The sequence below is a fragment of the Providencia rettgeri genome, assembly GCF_023205015.1.
In the GTDB taxonomy this organism is placed as follows: Bacteria; Pseudomonadota; Gammaproteobacteria; order Enterobacterales; family Enterobacteriaceae; genus Providencia; species Providencia rettgeri_E.
Genome location: NZ_CP096258.1, coordinates 2,340,308 through 2,358,955, shown reverse-complemented (window position 1 = coordinate 2,358,955; position 18,648 = coordinate 2,340,308). Strand labels below are relative to the sequence as shown.

Genomic DNA, 18,648 nt, shown 5'->3' with positions numbered 1-18,648 from the left:
CTCACTCATCCAAAAAATATTTTCAATCTGGGGGGGACGCTAAATTAGTGTTGTTAATGATAAATGCTAAATAATAATTTTATAAGTTAACTAATAGTATAGTTAACTTATAATTAGCGAATAGTTCATAAGTGCAATAATAAAAATATTACTATTGCACTCTATTATCGGATTATTACCAATCAATCCCTTTTTGAGCTTTAATTCCAATATCAAACGCATGTTTCACAGGGCGCATTTCTGTTACTGTATCGGCTAACTCAATTAAGTCTCGGTGGCAACCTCTGCCGGTGATCACGACAGATTGATTGGCAGGGCGGCTTTGCAATGCTTGGAGCACTTCTGCTAAAGCGAGGTAATGATAACTCACCATGTAGGTTAGCTCATCTAAAATGACTAAATCGTACTGAGGATCGCTTAACAATTGCTTGGCGTGCTGCCATGTTTCCATACAGGCAAGGGTGTCTGTTTCTTTGTTTTGAGTTTCCCATGTGAACCCGGTTGACATAACATAGAAGGGAACCCCTTGAGGTTCGAGTAATTCACGTTCACCATTATCCCAGCCACCTTTAATAAACTGAACAACGGCCGTTTTTTTACCATGACCTACCGCGCGGCAGACTGTGCCAAAAGCAGCGGTTGTTTTGCCTTTCCCATTTCCAGTAAAGACAATCACGATACCCCGTTCAATTTGTGCAGCTTCAATTCGGGCATCCACTTTTTCTTTTAAACGTTGCTGGCGTTCTTCGTGTCGGCTTTGAGACATTGTTTTTTACTCCGCAGCACCCGGTTTTCGCCCTGGTTGAGCATCATAGCTTCCCCCTGTTTTACGCAGGCTATCATCACCCATTAAATAGATATAAATAGGCATGATATCAGTAGGGGTTTTTAACTTAAGAGGATCTTCGTCAGGGAATGCACTTGCTCGCATTGAGGTTCGTGTGCCGCCTGGATTAATACAGTTTACTCGAAGATTGCTCTGCTTGTATTCTTCGGATAATACTTGCATTAAACCTTCAGTTGCAAATTTGGAGACGGCATAGGCTCCCCAACCCGCGCGACCTTGTTTACCTACGCTTGAACTGGTAAAGATTAAAGAGGCATTAGGTGCTTTGAGCAATAGAGGGAGTAAAGCTTGAGTTAGCATAAACGTAGCATTAACATTTATTTGCATAACATCATGCCATAGGTCACTAGGCTGCTCAGTGATAGGGGCAACCACACCAAGTATTCCAGCATTGTGCAAAACGCCATCCAGATAAGGTGCAATAGAGGTAACTTGCGAGGCGAGTGCGTGGCAGTCATCAATCGTTGCAGTTAATAAATCTAGCGTAAAGTACGGTGCAGTTTTTCCACCAAAAGCGGTTATTTCATCACTCACGGATTGTAATTTATGCTGTGTTCGACCAACAAGGATAAGTGATGCACCATAGCGCGCATAAGTGAGAGCTGCTTCACGGCCAATGCCATCACCGGCACCCGTTACGAGGATCGTTTTACCTTTCAATAGGTCTTGTCTAGGCTGATATTGGAGCATATTCTTTCCTACTATTGTGATTAGTATGTAAGGTTATCATCGCACTGATTGTGATAATTGGCTAATCTAACATAGTTATTAACGAAGTTTGTCGCGCTAACTCTGTTTTTTTCTGGTTGTTTGCGCGTAATCGTGAGATTATTTTTATATTTAAGATAAACATCAAAAGGATCAGATTGTGGAGTATTTCTCATTATATGGGCTATTTTTAGCAAAAGTCGTCACAATTTTGGTGGCGATAGTTTTGCTAGCTGTTTTTGTGTTTGGTGCAGGCATGCGTCGACAAGGGACAAAAGGTGCTTTGAAAATCACAGACTTAGGTGAAAGTTATCGTGAGCGCCAACGCCAAATGCAACAAATTAAAATGAATGAACCAGAACATAAAGCGTGGTTGAAGGCATTTAAAAAACAGCAGAAAGCAAAATCAAAAAGTGAGAAAACAGGGGCTAAATTAGGCCAGACAGGGGTTAAAAAGCCTTGTTTATATGTATTAGACTTCAAAGGTAGCATGGATGCCCGTGAAGTCACGTCTTTACGTGAGGAAATCAGTGCCATTCTTGCAGTTGCTGACCAACAAGATGAGGTATTGCTAAGACTTGAAAGCCCTGGAGGAATGGTTCATGGGTATGGTTTAGCGGCTTCACAATTATTAAGGATCAAAGAAAAAAATATCCCGCTGACTATTGCGGTCGATAAAGTTGCGGCGAGTGGCGGATACATGATGGCTTGCATTGCAGATAAAATTATTGCAGCGCCATTTGCCATTATTGGTTCGATCGGCGTTGTCGCTCAAATTCCGAACATTCATCGGTTATTAAAAAAACATGATGTTGATGTTGAACTTCATACTGCGGGTGAATACAAACGAACATTGACCATGTTAGGTGAGAATACGGAGCAAGGTCGTAAGAAGTTTGTCGAAGATTTAAATTCAACACATGAATTATTTAAACAATTTGTTCATCAAAACCGCCCATCCTTAGACATTTCCGCAGTGGCAACAGGGGAGTATTGGTATGGTTCACAGGCGCTTGATAAAGGACTTGTGGATAATATTGGTGTGAGTGATGATTTTATTATTAATGCGATTGATACTAAGGAAATAGTGAGCATTCGTTATGTATTAAGTAAAAAAATGATGGATAAGTTTATGGGAAGCGCGGCAAAGAGCGTGGATAACTTATTATTGCGCTGGTGGCAACGCGGACAAAAACCACTCTTGTAACTTTGAGTTTCGCCTAGCGAATAAGCGTTTTTAAATCTACTATTAAATTACCGGCTTGTTAGCCGGTAATTTTTATATAAAGAGCAAACGTGTTAACTAGTTATTATCACTCAATTGGTATTGTTCTGATAGTACATGAGCAAGGTGTTTGTACATATTAAAAGCAGCTGTACTTTTTAAAGTGGGAATATTGTTCTCATCCAAGAAGAACTCGCCTTTAAATACCAGTGTACCTCGATGTTGCTCAACGGTATCAACAAACATACCATGGATGTAATCATCATGTTTCTTTATGATATCATTAGCTTTTTCAAGTAACTCTTTCTTTGTGATGAATGGTAAACTGTCTTGCATACGTTGGTTTCCTTGAAAAAATAATTGGTTGCTTCTAGCATTTTATCAGGTAGAGTGTGTGGTTTTCAATTGTGGTTAAACATCTTTATATGGTTAAAATCAGTCAACTAGAAGACTCTTTGTGCCTTTTAGAATAACGTGATTGAGTTTATAAGTTTTGTTTCAACACAAATAATTGTTTAAAAATATATTGATATATTGTGATTGTGTCGCAATATAAAAAAGAGATCCTCATTTTGCGCATTTTAATGTAGAAATGCGCCATTATTGATATTTAGGTAAAGGTAAATATGGGTAAAGCTCTTGTTATAGTGGAGTCCCCGGCAAAGGCCAAAACGATTAATAAGTATCTTGGCAGTGGCTACGTTGTAAAAAGCAGCGTTGGCCACATTCGTGATCTGCCGAAAAGCGGCTCTGGTTCACAAACCGGCTCACAAAAGAGTACAGGCTCATCTACCGACAAAACAAAGAAAGTAAAAAAAGATCCGCGTGATGCATTAGTTAAGCGCATGGGGATTGACCCTTATCAGGGTTGGAAAGCGAATTATCAAATTCTACCTGGTAAAGAGAAAGTAGTTTCTGAACTTAAATCACTGGCGGAGGATGCAGAACACATCTACCTCGCAACGGACTTGGACCGCGAAGGGGAAGCCATTGCGTGGCATTTACGCGAAGTGATAGGTGGAGACGATTCTCGTTTTAGTCGTGTTGTATTTAATGAGATCACTAAAAATGCGATCACTCAGGCATTTGATAGCCCTGGGGAATTAAATATAGATAGAGTTAACGCACAACAAGCGCGTCGTTTTATGGACCGAGTTGTGGGTTACATGGTTTCTCCACTGTTGTGGAAGAAAGTGGCTCGTGGCTTATCTGCTGGTCGCGTTCAATCAGTTGCAGTAAAACTGATAGTTGAACGTGAACGGGAAATTAAAGCTTTCGTTCCTGAAGAATATTGGGAACTGCATGCCGACTTAGCCGATAAAGATATCGCTAACTTACGTATGGAAGTCACGTCACAAGGTGGTAAGGCATTTAAGCCAGTCAATAAAGCGCAAACAGAGGCGGCGGTTAAATTACTGGAAAATGCCCGTTTTGCGGTTGTTGACCGTGAAGATAGACCGACATCCAGCAAACCGAGCGCTCCGTATATCACGTCAACGCTACAACAAGCTGCCAGTACCCGTTTAGGTTTCGGCGTGAAAAAAACCATGATGATGGCTCAGCGTCTTTATGAGGCGGGTTACATCACCTATATGCGTACTGACTCAACAAATTTGAGTCAAGATGCACTCGACATGGTTCGTGGTTATATTAATGATAATTTTGGCGCTAAATACCTGCCAAAAGATGCCAATGTTTATAGTAGTAAAGACAATTCGCAAGAAGCGCACGAAGCCATTCGTCCATCTAGTGTCGATGTTTTACCTGAGTCACTAAAAGACATGGAGAACGACGCGAAAAGGTTGTATCAATTAATTTGGAATCAGTTTGTGGCTTGTCAAATGACACCTGCGAAATATGATTCAACAACCTTAACAGTCAAAGCAGGGGATTTTGAACTAAAAGCCAAAGGGCGTACTCTGCGCTTCGATGGTTGGACGAAAGTCATGCCTGCACTGCGTAAAAATGATGAAGACAAAACGCTGCCACCAATACAAGTTGGTGCGGAGTTGTCTCTGGTTGAGCTATTGCCTAGCCAACACTTTACTAAGCCGCCAGCACGTTTTAGTGAAGCGTCCTTAGTTAAAGAGTTAGAAAAGCGTGGTATTGGCCGTCCTTCAACATATGCAGCGATTATTTCGACGATCCAAGACAGAGGTTATGTCAAAGTTGAAAACCGTCGTTTCTATGCAGAAAAAATGGGTGAAATCGTCACCGATCGTTTAGAGGAAAACTTTAACGACCTGATGAACTACGATTTTACTGCGCGCATGGAAGACCAGCTTGACCACGTGGCTAATCATGATGCTGAGTGGAAAGCTGTATTAGATGAATTCTTCTCTGATTTTAGTAAGCAGCTAGATATTGCTGAAAAAGAGCCAGAGGAAGGGGGAATGCGCACCAACCCAATGGTAATTACCTCAATCACTTGCCCTGATTGTGAGCGCCATATGGGTATTCGTACCGCATCAACCGGGGTATTTTTAGGTTGCTCTGGTTACGCATTACCACCCAAAGAGCGTTGTAAAAAAACGATTAACCTTATCCCTGAAGACGAAGTCCTTAATGTTCTTGAAGGGGATGATGCGGAAACTAACGCATTAAGAGCCAAACGTCGCTGTCCAAAATGCGGGACAGCGATGGACAGCTATTTGATTGATAATGGCCGTAAATTACATGTTTGTGGTAATAACCCTGCGTGTGAAGGTTATGAAATCGAAGAAGGCGAGTTCCGTATTAAAGGGTATGACGGCCCGGTCATTGAGTGTGACAAGTGTGGTTCAGAAATGCACCTGAAAATGGGGCGTTTTGGTAAGTACATGGGTTGCACCAACGAAGAGTGTAAAAATACGCGTAAAATCTTACGAAGTGGTGAAGTTGCACCACCGAAAGAAGATCCAGTGCCATTACCAGAACTTCCATGTGAAAAATCTGATGCGTATTTTGTGTTACGTGATGGGGCTGCTGGCGTTTTCCTTGCGGCGAATACATTCCCTAAATCACGAGAAACACGTGCGCCATTAGTGGCAGAATTACAGCGCTTTAAAGACCGTTTACCTAAAAAGTTCGCTTATTTAGCTGAAGCACCAGCTGAAGATGGCGAAGGTAACCCAACTATCGTCCGTTTTAGTCGTAAAACGAAGCAACAATATGTTTCTTCAGAGAAAAACGGCAAAGCAACGGGGTGGAGTGCATTCTACGTTGACGGTAAGTGGGAAGTAAAAGAGAAGTAATAGTTCTCTTTTGTTTTCAAGAAAAAAAGCCAATCACTTAATTTGATTGGCTTTTTTGTTAATTTGTCAATTTCATATCAATACCTATCGGTGAATAACCTACTGTTATATTGTCATTTCCTTTATTTCTTATCGCTCACTGTGATATAGCCGCCAATTTTTAACTAAACTCAAATGTAGCACCAAAGTGATAACTAATTTGTGTTAACTTAAGATAGAGTTATTGTGGTTATCAATTGGCAGTAATAATCCTTACCTTGATAAAATATTTAGGTAAGTCGATGGAATGATAGATAAAAGTTATCCACCGGAGGCAAAATGAAGTTAAAAATGTGTTTACTGGCTGCATTATTGACAGCGGGGACAGCATACGCTGCTCAATCTACTGTTGTATTAAAAGAAGCAACCCCAACAGGTGATGGTAAAGCAATAGGTGAGGTTGTTATCTCAGAAACAGAATATGGATTACTATTTACGCCAAAATTAACGGGCCTACAAGCAGGCATTCATGGGTTTCATATTCATGAGAACCCAAGCTGCGAACCTGCAGAAAAAGACGGTAAATCGGTACCTGCACTAAAAGCAGGTGGCCATTTAGACCCCGCTAAAACAGGTGTCCACAAAGGCCCTTATGATAACACAGGGCATTTAGGCGATTTACCCGGCTTAGTTGCTGATAGCCAAGGTAATGCCAATTATGCGGTACTAGCGCCACGTTTAAAATCACTCAAAGATGTTCAAGAGCGCGCATTGATGGTGCATGTGGGTGGAGATAACTATTCTGATACCCCAGAGGCGTTAGGCGGCGGTGGGGCAAGAATGGCCTGCGGCGTCATCAAATAATACGCGTCATATTTCAAGCTGTGGCGTTGTTAGCTGCGCTTGCTAACCCTAGTCACATACTTATTTATGCTCCTAGGGCTTAGCGCCGCTTGCTGCCTAGCCACAACTTGAACTATTTAGCGTATTGTATTGATTATAAAGTAGTTTAAAAGACAGTATTGCATTGATTAGAATATGATTTAAACAGCAGAATTGTTAGGGCTCAGCGCCGCTTAATGCCTAGTCATAAAAAGAAGGCTCACGCTAAATTTCGAGCCTTCTTTTGTCATTGATAAATTACCAAATACGAATACGTTGCTCTGGCGCCAAATACAGATCGCTATTTTTATCAACATCGAATGTTTCGTACCAGTCATCAATATTGCGTACTACGCCATTTGCGCGGAATTGGTTAGGGCTATGAGGGTCCGTCATAATCTTATTGCGTTCAGATTCTTTATTTGACAGTTCTTGCCATGTACGAGCCCAAGCAATGAAGAAACGTTGTAACCCAGTTGTTCCGTCAATAATTGGAGCCTCACCATTTGGATAGTTTTCTTTGGCGAATTGTTTATAAGCGCTTAAGGCAATATTTAACCCGCCAAGGTCACCAATATTCTCCCCTAATGTAAGTTCACCGTTCACCTTTAAGCCATCAACAGTAAATCCGTTATATTGCTCAACAAGCTTAGCGGTCTTCTCTTTAAAGTGGGTTTTAGCGCTTTCACTCCACCAATTACGTAACTGCCCGGTTCCGTCATATAAACTGCCTTGGTCGTCAAAACCATGGCCCATTTCGTGGCCGATTACAGCACCGATTGCGCCGTAGTTATAGGCTGGGTCAACATTAGGGTCAAAGAAAGGGGCTTGTAAAATCGCAGCGGGGAACACAATTTCGTTTTGAACAGGGTTGAAATAGGCATTAACTGTCTGTGGTGTCATACCCCATTCCCATTGACGAACCGGCTGGCCAATTTTGCCAATCATATCATCATATGACCAAGCTAAAACTTGCTTATAATTATCTAATAATGAATCTGGCTTAAGGTTAATTGCACTGAAATCATTCCATTGATCTGGATAACCCACTTTAACGGTGAATTGTTCCAATTTTTTAAGGGCTTCTTGGCGAGTCGGCTCATCCATCCAGTCATTAACTTTTAAGCGTGAATTAAATGTTCCTCTCACATAGCTCACCAAATCTTTAATTTTTTCTTTCGCTTGTGGGTCGAAATATTGTTCGACGTAAATTTGACCTAACGGTTCACCTTGGAGAGAGTTAACGGTTTGCAAAGCGCGTTCTTGGCGGGTGCGTTGTTTTTCAATACCATTAAGTTTCTTCGAATAAAAATCAAACTGCGCATCAGCTATAGTTTGGTTTAAATAACGCGCGTGTTCACTAATGTATTGAAAGGTTAAGTAATCTTTTAGTGTTGAGACGGGAGTTTCTGCAAAAATTTTTGCAGTTTGTTCCACTGCGCTGTCGGTTTCAACGACCACTTTTGCAAGTTGTTTATCTGTTAACTTGCGGCTAGTAATAAAATTATCCCAATCAAATCCTTGGGTATGGTTTTTCATTTCAGCTAAGGTCATTGCATGGTAATTTTTGATGGTGTCACGGCGCGCCTCAGGGCTCCAGTGTACAGTTGCAATCGCTTTTTCTAAATCAAAAATTTTCTGTGCTTTTTGTGTCACATCTTTTTCACCCGCCAGCTTTAACATGGTAGCGATATAAGCAATATAACTTTTTCGAATATCTTCCATTTGTGGTGTGTTATCGAGGTAATAAGTACGATTAGGCAGGCCTAGACCACCTTGGCCGATATAAAGTACATAGGTATCAGGTGCTTTGGCATCTAAGTCAACCCAATAAGAAATCAGTGATTTATAGTCTGGTTGGGTCATTAACTTGCTAATATCATTATGGTCTTTAGCGTTAGTAATGGCATCTAAATCAGATTTTATTGGGGCAATACCCGCTTGCTCGATAGCTTTTTCATTCAGGTAACTGAGGTATAAATTTCGAATATTTCGTTGATTATGAGTGAGTTTGTTTTCAGGGATCTGCTGTAGTTGGTCAACAATTGATTGAATTTGTTTTTCTGTGTTTAAATATAACTCCACAAAAGAGTTAATGCGTGGCATACCGGTAGGAATTTGCGCTTTATTTATCCAATCGTCATTAACATAACGATAAAAATCATTTCCGGGTTCAATTACATCAGATAAAACAATTTTTTGTTGTCCATAAGTGACTTCTTTCGCCAATAGCGTAGGGGCAAAAGAAATCGTTGACATACCTATTAGCAAAGCCAAAACATTCAAACGCATGTAACCACCTCTCTTCGTTGAGAATTACGATATCCACTTCTAATACGTTAAACCTTGCAGTGAGGGTCTTGCAAAATTCATTTCACTTATTGAACCACATAATGAAATAAAGTTAATCCGTCTTTGCAGAATCTTACTGCCTTTCACCGTTGTGAATAGCATTTAGATGAAATTTTATCATCATACTGTTTATTCTTATGATAATGATGTTATATTTGTTATATCAAACAAACCCATTATAACTTTTAGTTATATTTAATATTCTTTAGCTATAGATAGCAAAAGCACATTATTCATGTATGAGGTAGACTGAAATATGAAATTGCAGCAATTACGTTATATTGTTGAAGTGGTTAACCATGACTTGAATGTCTCCTCAACTGCTGAGGGGCTTTTTACATCGCAGCCCGGTATCAGTAAACAAGTGCGGATGCTTGAAGATGAGTTGGGGATCCAAATTTTTGCACGCAGTGGTAAACACTTAACGCATGTTACCCCAGCAGGGGAAGAAGTCGTGCGGATCTCTCGCGAAGTGTTATCAAAAATAGAAGCGATCCGCTCGGTTGCAGGGGAACATACTTATCCAGATAGAGGCAGCTTGAGTATTGCCACGACACATACACAAGCACGCTATGCTTTACCTCCGACAATCAAAGGCTTTATTGAACGTTACCCACAGGTTTCATTACACATGCAGCAGGGGTCACCAACGCAAATCGCTGAAGAAGTTTGCAAAGGTAACAGTGATTTTGCGATAGCAACCGAAGCATTACACCTTTATAACGATTTGATTATGTTGCCATGCTACCATTGGAATCGCTGTGTGGTTGTGCAAAAAGGCCATCCACTTGCGGAGAAAAAAAATGTCACTATTGAAGATATCGCTGAATATCAAATTGTAACCTATACCCATGGGTTTACTGGTCGTTCAGAATTAGATGTAGCATTTCAGAAGATTGGCCTTGAGCCCAAAATTATTTTTACTGCAACCGATGCCGACGTGATCAAAACCTATGTTAGATTAGGGCTAGGGATTGGTATTATTGCGAGTATGGCCGTTGACCCGGTGAGTGATAGCGATTTAGTTGTGATTGATATGCGTGATAAATTCAGCTACAGCACAACCAAGATTGGTTTTAAACGCACCAGTTTCTTACGCAGTTATATGTATGATTTTATGTGGCGCTTCGCACCTCATTTAACGCGAGATGTCGTTGATAAAGCCGTTGCCATTCGTAACAATGAAGAAATTGAAGAATTCTTCAAAGATATGAAATTACCTATCATATAATTTTTTTATACTTCTGTTTTGCCCGAACGTATCAATAAAAACCCTAGTGACTGTATTTCTGGGGTTTTTATTGTCAACACACCAGTCGGGTATCGCGTAATTTGAATAAACTTATTTTCTGGTTTATTTCCCTTCTTATCTCAAATTTCCTATTATTAATAGAGAAAATTTCAATATTTGGCACAAAATCTATAAATCAAATCTCTAGAGCAACTATGATTACAATTGGTTAACAAAAAATAATGGTGGTAAATACACATATTGCCATAGCCATAAAAACCAAGGAGGAGTTATGTCGTTGAGTCTAAAAACAACGAGTGCCTCGACACTCAATGTTGGAAACAAGCAGTATAATTACTTCAGTTTAGCACTAGCTGAAAAAAAGCTCGGTGCGGGAACTAAGCTACCTAAGTCATTAAAAGTCTTACTCGAAAACCTATTACGCCATATTGATGGGAGCTCAGTTGTCGAACAAGATTTACAAGCCATCATTGACTGGCAAAAAAACGCGCATGCAGATAGGGAAATTGCGTATCGCCCAGCCCGTGTTCTTATGCAAGATTTTACGGGTGTTCCTGCTGTTGTTGACCTTGCCGCGATGCGTGAGGCGGTTAAATCACTCGGCGGTAATGTTGAGCAAGTGAACCCGTTGTCTCCTGTTGATTTAGTGATTGACCACTCGGTGATGGTGGATGAGTTTGCTACCCAATCTGCTTTTGATGATAACGTTGAAATTGAAATGGCGCGTAACCATGAACGTTATTTATTTCTTCGTTGGGGGCAAAAAGCATTTAACCGTTTTCAAGTGGTGCCGCCGGGTACCGGTATCTGTCATCAAGTTAATTTAGAATACCTTGGTAAGGCGGTATGGTATGAAGAAATTGACGGTAAATTATATGCTTATCCAGATACCTTAGTCGGGACAGACTCCCATACAACCATGATCAATGGGCTCGGTGTACTAGGATGGGGAGTTGGTGGTATTGAAGCTGAAGCCGCGATGTTAGGCCAACCGATTTCAATGCTGATCCCTGATGTTGTGGGTTTTAAATTAACCGGGAAATTATCTGAAGGGATAACGGCAACCGACCTTGTATTAACCGTAACACAAATGTTACGTCAACATGGCGTGGTGGGGAAATTTGTAGAATTTTATGGTGATGGCTTAGCTGATTTACCATTAGCAGACCGTGCAACGATTGCAAATATGTCACCTGAATATGGCGCAACTTGTGGGTTTTTCCCGGTTGATGAAGTGACACTGTCTTATTTGCGTTTAACAGGCCGCAGTGACGATGAAATTGCGCTGGTGGAAGCTTATAGTAAGGAGCAGGGGTTATGGCGTTATGCAGGTGACGAACCTATTTTCACCAGTACACTTGAGTTAGATATGTCAACGGTGGAGTCCAGCTTAGCAGGGCCTAAACGCCCACAAGACAGAGTGGAACTTAGTCAAGTGCCAAAAGCATTTCGCGGTGCGGTAGAGTTAGAAGTTAACAAGAAAATTCAATCAAGCTATCCTTCTGTTAAATATCAAAATAAAACCTTTGAGCTCACTGATGGCGCTGTCGTTATTGCGGCAATTACATCTTGTACAAATACGTCAAACCCAAGTGTATTAATGGCAGCAGGGCTATTAGCAAAAAAAGCCGTTGAAAAAGGCTTAGTCCGTCAGCCGTGGGTTAAATCATCATTGGCACCGGGCTCTAAAGTGGTTACTGATTATCTTGCGGTTGCGGGTTTAACACCGTATTTAGATAAACTTGGATTTAACCTTGTTGGGTATGGATGTACAACTTGTATCGGTAACTCAGGCCCATTACCAGAACCAATAGAAGAGGCGATTAAACAAGCAGATCTTACCGTTGGTGCCGTGCTATCGGGTAACCGTAACTTTGAAGGGCGAATTCACCCACTGGTGAAAACCAACTGGTTAGCATCACCGCCTTTGGTGGTTGCCTATGCGCTGGCAGGGAACATGAATATCAACTTGAAAACCGATCCTATTGGGGTCGATAAATCCGGTAACGATGTTTACTTGAAAGATATTTGGCCATCCAGTGCTGAAATTGCGCAAGCTGTGCAGCAAGTTAAAACAGACATGTTCCGTAAGGAATATAGTGCGGTCTTTGAAGGTGACGATGCTTGGAGAGCATTACAAGTTGAAAGCTCTTCAACTTATCATTGGCAAGAAGACTCGACTTATATTCGCCATCCACCTTTCTTTGAAGGTATGCAAGTGCAGCCAGCACCGGTCAAAGATATTCATGGCGCAAATATTTTAGCTATCCTCGGCGACTCGGTTACTACTGACCACATTTCGCCTGCGGGGAATATCAAAAAAGAGAGCCCAGCTGGACGATATCTGCAAGAGCACGGTGTTGCTGTCGCAGATTTCAACTCTTATGGTTCGCGTCGGGGTAACCATGAAGTAATGATGCGAGGGACATTTGCAAACATTCGTATTCGTAATGAAATGGTGCCAGGTGTTGAAGGGGGATATACCTTGCATATCCCTACAGGCAAACAGATGGCGATTTATGATGCGGCAATGTTGTATCAACAAGAAAATAGACCATTAGCCATTATCGCAGGTAAAGAATATGGTTCTGGTTCTAGCCGAGATTGGGCTGCGAAAGGGACGAATTTATTGGGTGTACGCGTCGTCATTACTGAATCATATGAACGTATTCACCGTTCTAATTTGATTGGTATGGGGGTTATACCTTTGGAGTTTAAAGATGGGGTCTCTCGCAAAACACTCGGTTTAAAAGGTGATGAACGCATTGATGTCATTGGGTTACAGTCAATTACCCCAGGTCAGGATATCACAGTGAGAATTACTTATGGCAATGGTGATATAAAAGAAGTTATCACTCGCTGTCGTATTGATACGGCAACGGAGATGGATTATTACCGTCATGGGGGGATTTTGCATTATGTGATAAGGCAGATGCTACATTAGTCATTAAACCATCACACTTAAACGCCTGTAAGATTGTATCCTACGGGCGTTTTTGTTTTTTAATATTTAATCTTATTTATCAATCTTGTTTTTTCTCAATATTTTTGATGGCAATCTACGTTATGGTGTGCAATAGACGGTAAATTACAGGAGAAAATAGTCGCTACTCGGCTAGATGAAAATAGGGTGAATTTCGCCATAAATAAGTTTCTTTGTGCAAAATGATTGAATGTAATGGCTTTAGTACAGGTCACCATGTGACAGAGCTTATCGAAAACACTATAAAGGAAATGAGTATGGCAGATATCAATGAAACCGATTTCTATAAAGGGGCGTTGTGGGCAGCAGATATCTTATTAACCACATCCCATTTTGATGGCGCGAACGAAGAGGTTCGTGACATTTTGGAGCACATACCTAACTTATATTCTATTGTGATGAGAACACCTGAAACGGAAGTTCATGATTTGCGTCTATATGCAGACAAAGAATTTCCACTGGGCTTAAATGCAGATTACACCACTATTACGATTACACCATTACAAGACTACTTTGATATTTTGCCAATGCCAGATCAAAACCCTGAAAGTATTACGGTTGAAGTTGATTACTGGGGAGTAGTTGCAACGACATCTGCGGGTAAACAAGATTTGTTAATTGCTGGCCTAGCAACAGCAGAACAAGCAAAGCATTATGCCCAAACTTTAACTCAACAACTTGAATTGCAAAGAGCAAAATAGCTATTTGGTTATAAATAAGTCTGTTTAAGTGATATTATTCACCAAAAATGGCAAAAAACCGCACTACTGTGATTATGTACAGTGATGCGGTTTTTTTTAACGGAAAGCGATTATAACGCGTTGGCTTCGGCTAATTGTAAAGCAAAATAAGTGAAAATAAGATCAGCCCCTGCGCGTTTGATAGACCCGAGTGTTTCAAGAGCTACACGCGTTTCATCAATTGCACCTGCTTGAGCAGCAAACTTAATTTGCGCATATTCGCCACTGACTTGATAAGCCCCGATAGGTAATTGGGTATGCTCACGTAAATCACGAATAATATCCAAATAAGCCCCAGCAGGTTTAATCATTAGCGCGTCAGCACCTTCACGTTCATCAATTAGTGATTCATGTAGTGCTTCACGGCGGTTCATTGGGTTCATCTGATAGGTTTTTCTATCCCCTTTAAGGCATGAACCCGCTGCATCTCGGAATGGGCCATACAGTGCTGAGGCAAATTTTGTGGAGTAAGACATAATGGCGGTGTCTGTAAAACCAGCTTCATCAAGTGCATGGCGAATTGCAGCAACTTGGCCATCCATTGCGGCAGAAGGGGCGATAAAATCAGCACCTGCGCGTGCAGCAGCAACAGCTTGTAGACCTAGGTTATGGATAGTTGCATCGTTATCAACGACATGGCCATGCATGACACCACAGTGACCGTGAGAGGTATATTCGCAGAAGCAGGTGTCAGACATCACTATCATTTCAGGGACGGTTTCTTTACAGATACGTGACATACGTGCCACTAAACCATTTTCTTGCCATGCATCACTACCATTATCATCAAGATGATGGGAAACCCCAAAGGTCATCACTGATTTTATTCCTGCATTTGCAATTCGCTCAATTTCATAAGCAAGACGTTTCTCTGGAATACGCATAACACCCGGCATGCTATTGATTGGCATATAGTCGTCGAGTTCTTCTTCAACAAAAATTGGCAAGCAAAGGTCATTAACGGAAAGATGTGTTTCTTGGAATAAAGAGCGGAGTTTTTCAGTTTTACGCAATCTTCTCATGCGTTGAATGGAATGCAGGTTGTTCACAGTATCTCCTGGTAGTATGCGGAATAAACCTTAAGAACCCAGTTTATTCATCAGGGTAATCAGATGGCTAACAGTATAAACCTTATGGAAAGAAAGTGAATATAGTAGCCAATAAATGACACACATCGAGAGGTTATAATGCAATAGGGGAAAATAAAGGGAAGAGCAGAGCACTCTTCCTTTGGTGAGATCACTGGTGTTTAAATAGCATGTGTCCCATTTTTTCTGCTTTAACGTCAAGATAATGCTCGTTACTTGGATTACGGCCGACAATCAGTGGTACACGCTCTACAACGTTGATTCCTGCTTCACGCATGATGTCGATTTTTTTCGGGTTATTCGTCAATAAACGGACTTCGTTAATCCCCAATAATTTATACATATCAGAGCATAAGGTAAAATCACGTTCATCGGCTTTAAATCCGAGTTTGATGTTGGCTTCAACTGTATCGAGGCCTTGATCTTGTAATGCATAAGCGCGAATTTTGTTCAGTAAGCCAATGTTTCGGCCTTCTTGACGATGATAAAGTAATACTCCTCGGCCTTCTTTACTAATCTGGGAAAGTGCGGCTTCTAATTGAAAACCACAATCGCAGCGTAGACTAAATAATGCATCTCCGGTTAAACATTCGGAGTGGATCCGGCTGAGAACTGGTGTATTTCCTGATATATCGCCAAAAATTAACGCTACATGATCACGACCTGTTGCGATTTCTTCAAAACCCACCATTAAAAATTCACCGAAAGGTGTCGGGAGCTTTGCTTCAGCAACGCGTTTTAGCTGCATATTTTCTTTCATTAGTTAAAGTAACTCTTGCTTAATTAATAACGTTTATCGATACAAAGTAGCTTAACTATATTACATCGATGCTATATGACGTTTAGCATATAGAGGTTGGTATTCTTTGCACACTGCCAACACTGTATTACTATAACAGAGTTAATAATGCGTGAATGGAATATTTGTATATTTAATAGAACTTTATTTGGAATACATTGAATGAAAAAAACTGTTTTGGTCGTTTGTGCTTTTGCATTGTTATTAATAATACCGCCCACGTTGATGATGATTACAGGCTGGCACTGGTCACCAGAAAACCAGTTTCACTCAATAAAATGGCTGCTTTGGCTAACGAACACGGCAGGAGCGCCTTATAGTATTTTAACGTCTTTACTATTCCTTGGCGCTGTCGCATTGGTTTTCCGTTCAAAAAAGAAACAATGCCTGAAGATTTTGCTTATTCTTATTAGTGTTGTATTACTGCAACAAGGCTTAAAAAGCGCATTAAAGAACACATTTAAAGAACCGCGTCCTTATGTAGAATGGCTAGCAAGCGAATATCAAATTCCGACATCAGATTTTTATGAGTTAAAACGCAGTATACGAGCGAAACTAATTAAAGATACCGTTAAACAAGATGAGAATGTGCCTAAATGGCAGCGTAAGCATTGGCAAGCAGAAACAGGCTATTCTTTCCCCTCGGGTCATATGCTATTTGCAGCGGGCTGGGCATTGTTTTTAATTGCGCTTTTTTGGCAACAACGTTTATATGCGTTATCGATAGGGCTTGCTATTTGGGCTGAGGGTATTGCCTTTAGCCGTATGTTGTTGGGCATGCATTGGCCTATTGATATCATTACTTCCGTGGTCATCAGTGCTTGTTTTACGGTATTTGGTTATTATATTTTGCGTTTATGGGGGCTATTGAGTAAAGCCGATTAATCTTTCATCAAGTTCCCCCTAATTAGGGGGTTTTTAACTTTAATTTCCTATTGTATAAAATAAATTACTTTGTCTGAATGCGTTGGAAATGCTACCTTAAGAGGTAGATATTATTGGATGAATAGAACTGATAACGGGAATAAATGTGAAATATTTTCTGATTTTATTACTAGCGGTCGCTTTTTTTATTATTTCGATTACGCTAGGTTCAAGCAATGATCAGGTTATTACATTTAACTACCTGATTGCAAAAGGGGATTTCTCATTATCAACCCTTCTTGCATCACTTTTTGGTGTCGGTTTTGTGCTAGGGTGGCTAATTTGTGCTGTGTTTTATTTACGAGTCATTGTTAGCCTAAAAAACGCACGTCGTAAAATTAGACGTTTAGAATCACAATTAGGTGCTGGAGAAAATAATATTTCCGATTCAACCTCATTAGTGACGGCTCAGAACAAGGAATAATCCTGTATGTTCGAGTTGCTGTTTCTGCTGCTACCAGTTGCTGCTGCTTACGGTTGGTACATGGGGCGCAGAAGTGCTCAACAAGATAAGCAACAACATGCGAATCGCTTGTCACGTGATTATGTGACAGGCGTTAACTTCCTATTGTCTAATCAACAAGATAAAGCTGTCGATTTGTTCCTCGACATGCTAAAAAATGAAGACAGTTCCGCTTTTGAGGCTCATCTCACTTTGGGAAATTTATTTCGCTCTCGAGGTGAAGTTGAACGTGCCATTCGTATTCACCAATCGCTGGTAGAAAGCGCCGCTTTATCATTTGAACAACGCTTATTAGCAACCCAACAACTTGGCCGAGATTATATGGCTGCAGGGGTTTATGACCGTGCAGAAAATATGTTTCAGCAATTAACGGATGAAGTTGATTTCAAACAAAGTGCTTTGCAATCCCTATTAAATATTTACCAACTAACCAGTGACTGGACTAAAGCCATTGAAACGGCTGGAAAGCTGGTTAAATTAGGGGCCTCAGAGCTACGAGAGCAAATTGCCCATTTTTATTGCGAATTAGCGACCCAACAACTTGCGAGTGATGATCTCGAAGATGCGCTGACATTGTTAAATAAAGCTGAGCAAGCCGACAACCACTGTGCTCGGGTTTCAATTATGAAAGGGCGATTGTTTATCGAACAAGGTAATTACGATAAAGCGATTCATGTTCTAAAACAAGTTTATGAACAAGATAGAGAACTAGTTACTGAAACCTTACCATTACTGTTTGATTGTTATCAACATATAAGCCAAGCGGATGAATGGGAAGATTATTTACGTCAGTGTGTTGCAGGTAATTCAGGGGCTATCGCAGAACTTTATTTAGCTGATATTATTGTTGAAAAACAAAATCATGAAGCGGCTGCAAATTATATTAACGACCAAATTCAACGTCACCCGACCATGCGTTTATTCTATCGTTTAATGGACTACCATCTTGAAGAAGCGGAAGATGGAAGGGCAAAAGAAAGTTTGATTTTGCTTCGTAAAATGGTAGGAGAACAAATTCGTACAAAACCCGATTATCGTTGTCATAAATGCGGGTTTACATCGCATGCATTATATTGGCATTGCCCATCTTGTCGCTCTTGGGACACAATTAAGCCTATTCGCGGGCTAGACGGGCAGTGACAGCGTCACCTTATTAAATAATAACGACTCTTT

General features: G+C 40.7%; 15 protein-coding genes. 9 read left to right on the top strand and 6 right to left on the bottom strand.

Translation table 11 applies throughout. The features are described from left to right. Positions 1–175 precede the first annotated feature (175 nt). On the bottom strand, positions 176–766 hold the full coding sequence (cobO, locus tag M0M83_RS10830) for a cob(I)yrinic acid a,c-diamide adenosyltransferase (RefSeq protein WP_125893135.1): 591 nt from the start codon (positions 764–766) through the stop codon (positions 176–178). A 6-nt stretch (positions 767–772) separates the two neighbouring features. Next, positions 773–1,537 (bottom strand): YciK family oxidoreductase, encoded by a 765-nt coding sequence (locus M0M83_RS10825; RefSeq protein WP_125893137.1) that lies wholly within the window; start codon positions 1,535–1,537, stop codon positions 773–775. Between the two features lie 178 nt (positions 1,538–1,715). On the opposite strand from M0M83_RS10825, the gene sohB reads away from it, so the two are divergent. Then, a complete protein-coding gene (gene sohB / locus M0M83_RS10820) occupies positions 1,716–2,762 on the top strand; it encodes a protease SohB (protein ID WP_125893139.1) in 1,047 nt (348 codons plus the stop codon). A gap of 96 nt (positions 2,763–2,858) precedes the next feature. On the opposite strand, the gene M0M83_RS10815 is transcribed toward sohB, so the two are convergent. Beyond that, a complete protein-coding gene (locus tag M0M83_RS10815) occupies positions 2,859–3,116 on the bottom strand; it encodes a DUF2498 family protein (protein WP_102138622.1) in 258 nt (85 codons plus the stop codon). Positions 3,117–3,406: 290 nt separating this feature from the next. Here M0M83_RS10815 and topA point away from each other — a divergent pair, with 290 nt between their 5' ends. Further along, positions 3,407–6,013 carry a type I DNA topoisomerase gene (gene topA, locus M0M83_RS10810; protein ID WP_125893141.1) on the top strand — a complete coding sequence of 869 codons (2,607 nt, stop codon included), beginning with the start codon at positions 3,407–3,409 and terminating at the stop codon, positions 6,011–6,013. A 318-nt stretch (positions 6,014–6,331) separates the two neighbouring features. Further along, a complete protein-coding gene (gene sodC, locus M0M83_RS10805; protein WP_125893143.1) occupies positions 6,332–6,856 on the top strand; it encodes a superoxide dismutase family protein in 525 nt (174 codons plus the stop codon). 276 nt (positions 6,857–7,132) lie between these two features. Here sodC and M0M83_RS10800 read toward each other — a convergent pair whose 3' ends face one another. Continuing rightward, complete coding sequence (locus tag M0M83_RS10800) at positions 7,133–9,166, bottom strand: M13 family metallopeptidase (RefSeq protein WP_125893145.1); 2,034 nt, start codon at positions 9,164–9,166, stop codon at positions 7,133–7,135. Positions 9,167–9,482: 316 nt separating this feature from the next. Here M0M83_RS10800 and cysB point away from each other — a divergent pair, with 316 nt between their 5' ends. The 3 genes from cysB (at position 9,483) to M0M83_RS10785 (ending at position 14,162) form a co-directional block, all read left to right on the top strand. Then, complete coding sequence (gene cysB / locus M0M83_RS10795) at positions 9,483–10,457, top strand: HTH-type transcriptional regulator CysB (protein ID WP_125893147.1); 975 nt, start codon at positions 9,483–9,485, stop codon at positions 10,455–10,457. A gap of 292 nt (positions 10,458–10,749) precedes the next feature. Beyond that, complete coding sequence (gene acnA / locus M0M83_RS10790; RefSeq protein WP_213912688.1) at positions 10,750–13,422, top strand: aconitate hydratase AcnA; 2,673 nt, start codon at positions 10,750–10,752, stop codon at positions 13,420–13,422. Between the two features lie 296 nt (positions 13,423–13,718). Further along, positions 13,719–14,162, top strand: coding sequence for a hypothetical protein (locus M0M83_RS10785; RefSeq protein ID WP_125893151.1), 444 nt, complete (start codon positions 13,719–13,721; stop codon positions 14,160–14,162). 110 nt (positions 14,163–14,272) lie between these two features. Here the strand turns inward: M0M83_RS10785 and hemB are convergent, their stop codons facing one another. Then, the gene (hemB, locus tag M0M83_RS10780) at positions 14,273–15,250 is read right to left on the bottom strand and encodes a porphobilinogen synthase (RefSeq protein ID WP_213912690.1); all 978 of its coding nucleotides are present in this window, start codon (positions 15,248–15,250) and stop codon (positions 14,273–14,275) included. Positions 15,251–15,440: 190 nt separating this feature from the next. Further along, positions 15,441–16,037, bottom strand: a complete 597-nt coding sequence (gene ribA / locus M0M83_RS10775; protein ID WP_102138729.1) for a GTP cyclohydrolase II — start codon at positions 16,035–16,037, stop codon at positions 15,441–15,443. A gap of 213 nt (positions 16,038–16,250) precedes the next feature. Between ribA and M0M83_RS10770 the strand changes: the two genes are divergently transcribed. The 3 genes from M0M83_RS10770 to lapB all read left to right on the top strand — a co-directional run bounded on the left by M0M83_RS10770 (position 16,251) and on the right by lapB (position 18,615). After that, positions 16,251–16,973 carry a phosphatase PAP2 family protein gene (locus M0M83_RS10770; protein ID WP_125893155.1) on the top strand — a complete coding sequence of 241 codons (723 nt, stop codon included), beginning with the start codon at positions 16,251–16,253 and terminating at the stop codon, positions 16,971–16,973. A gap of 145 nt (positions 16,974–17,118) precedes the next feature. Continuing rightward, a complete protein-coding gene (locus tag M0M83_RS10765) occupies positions 17,119–17,436 on the top strand; it encodes a LapA family protein (protein WP_125893157.1) in 318 nt (105 codons plus the stop codon). A 6-nt stretch (positions 17,437–17,442) separates the two neighbouring features. Then, entirely contained in the window at positions 17,443–18,615 is a 1,173-nt protein-coding gene (lapB, locus tag M0M83_RS10760) for a lipopolysaccharide assembly protein LapB (RefSeq protein WP_125893159.1), read from the top strand. Positions 18,616–18,648: the final 33 nt, after the last annotated feature.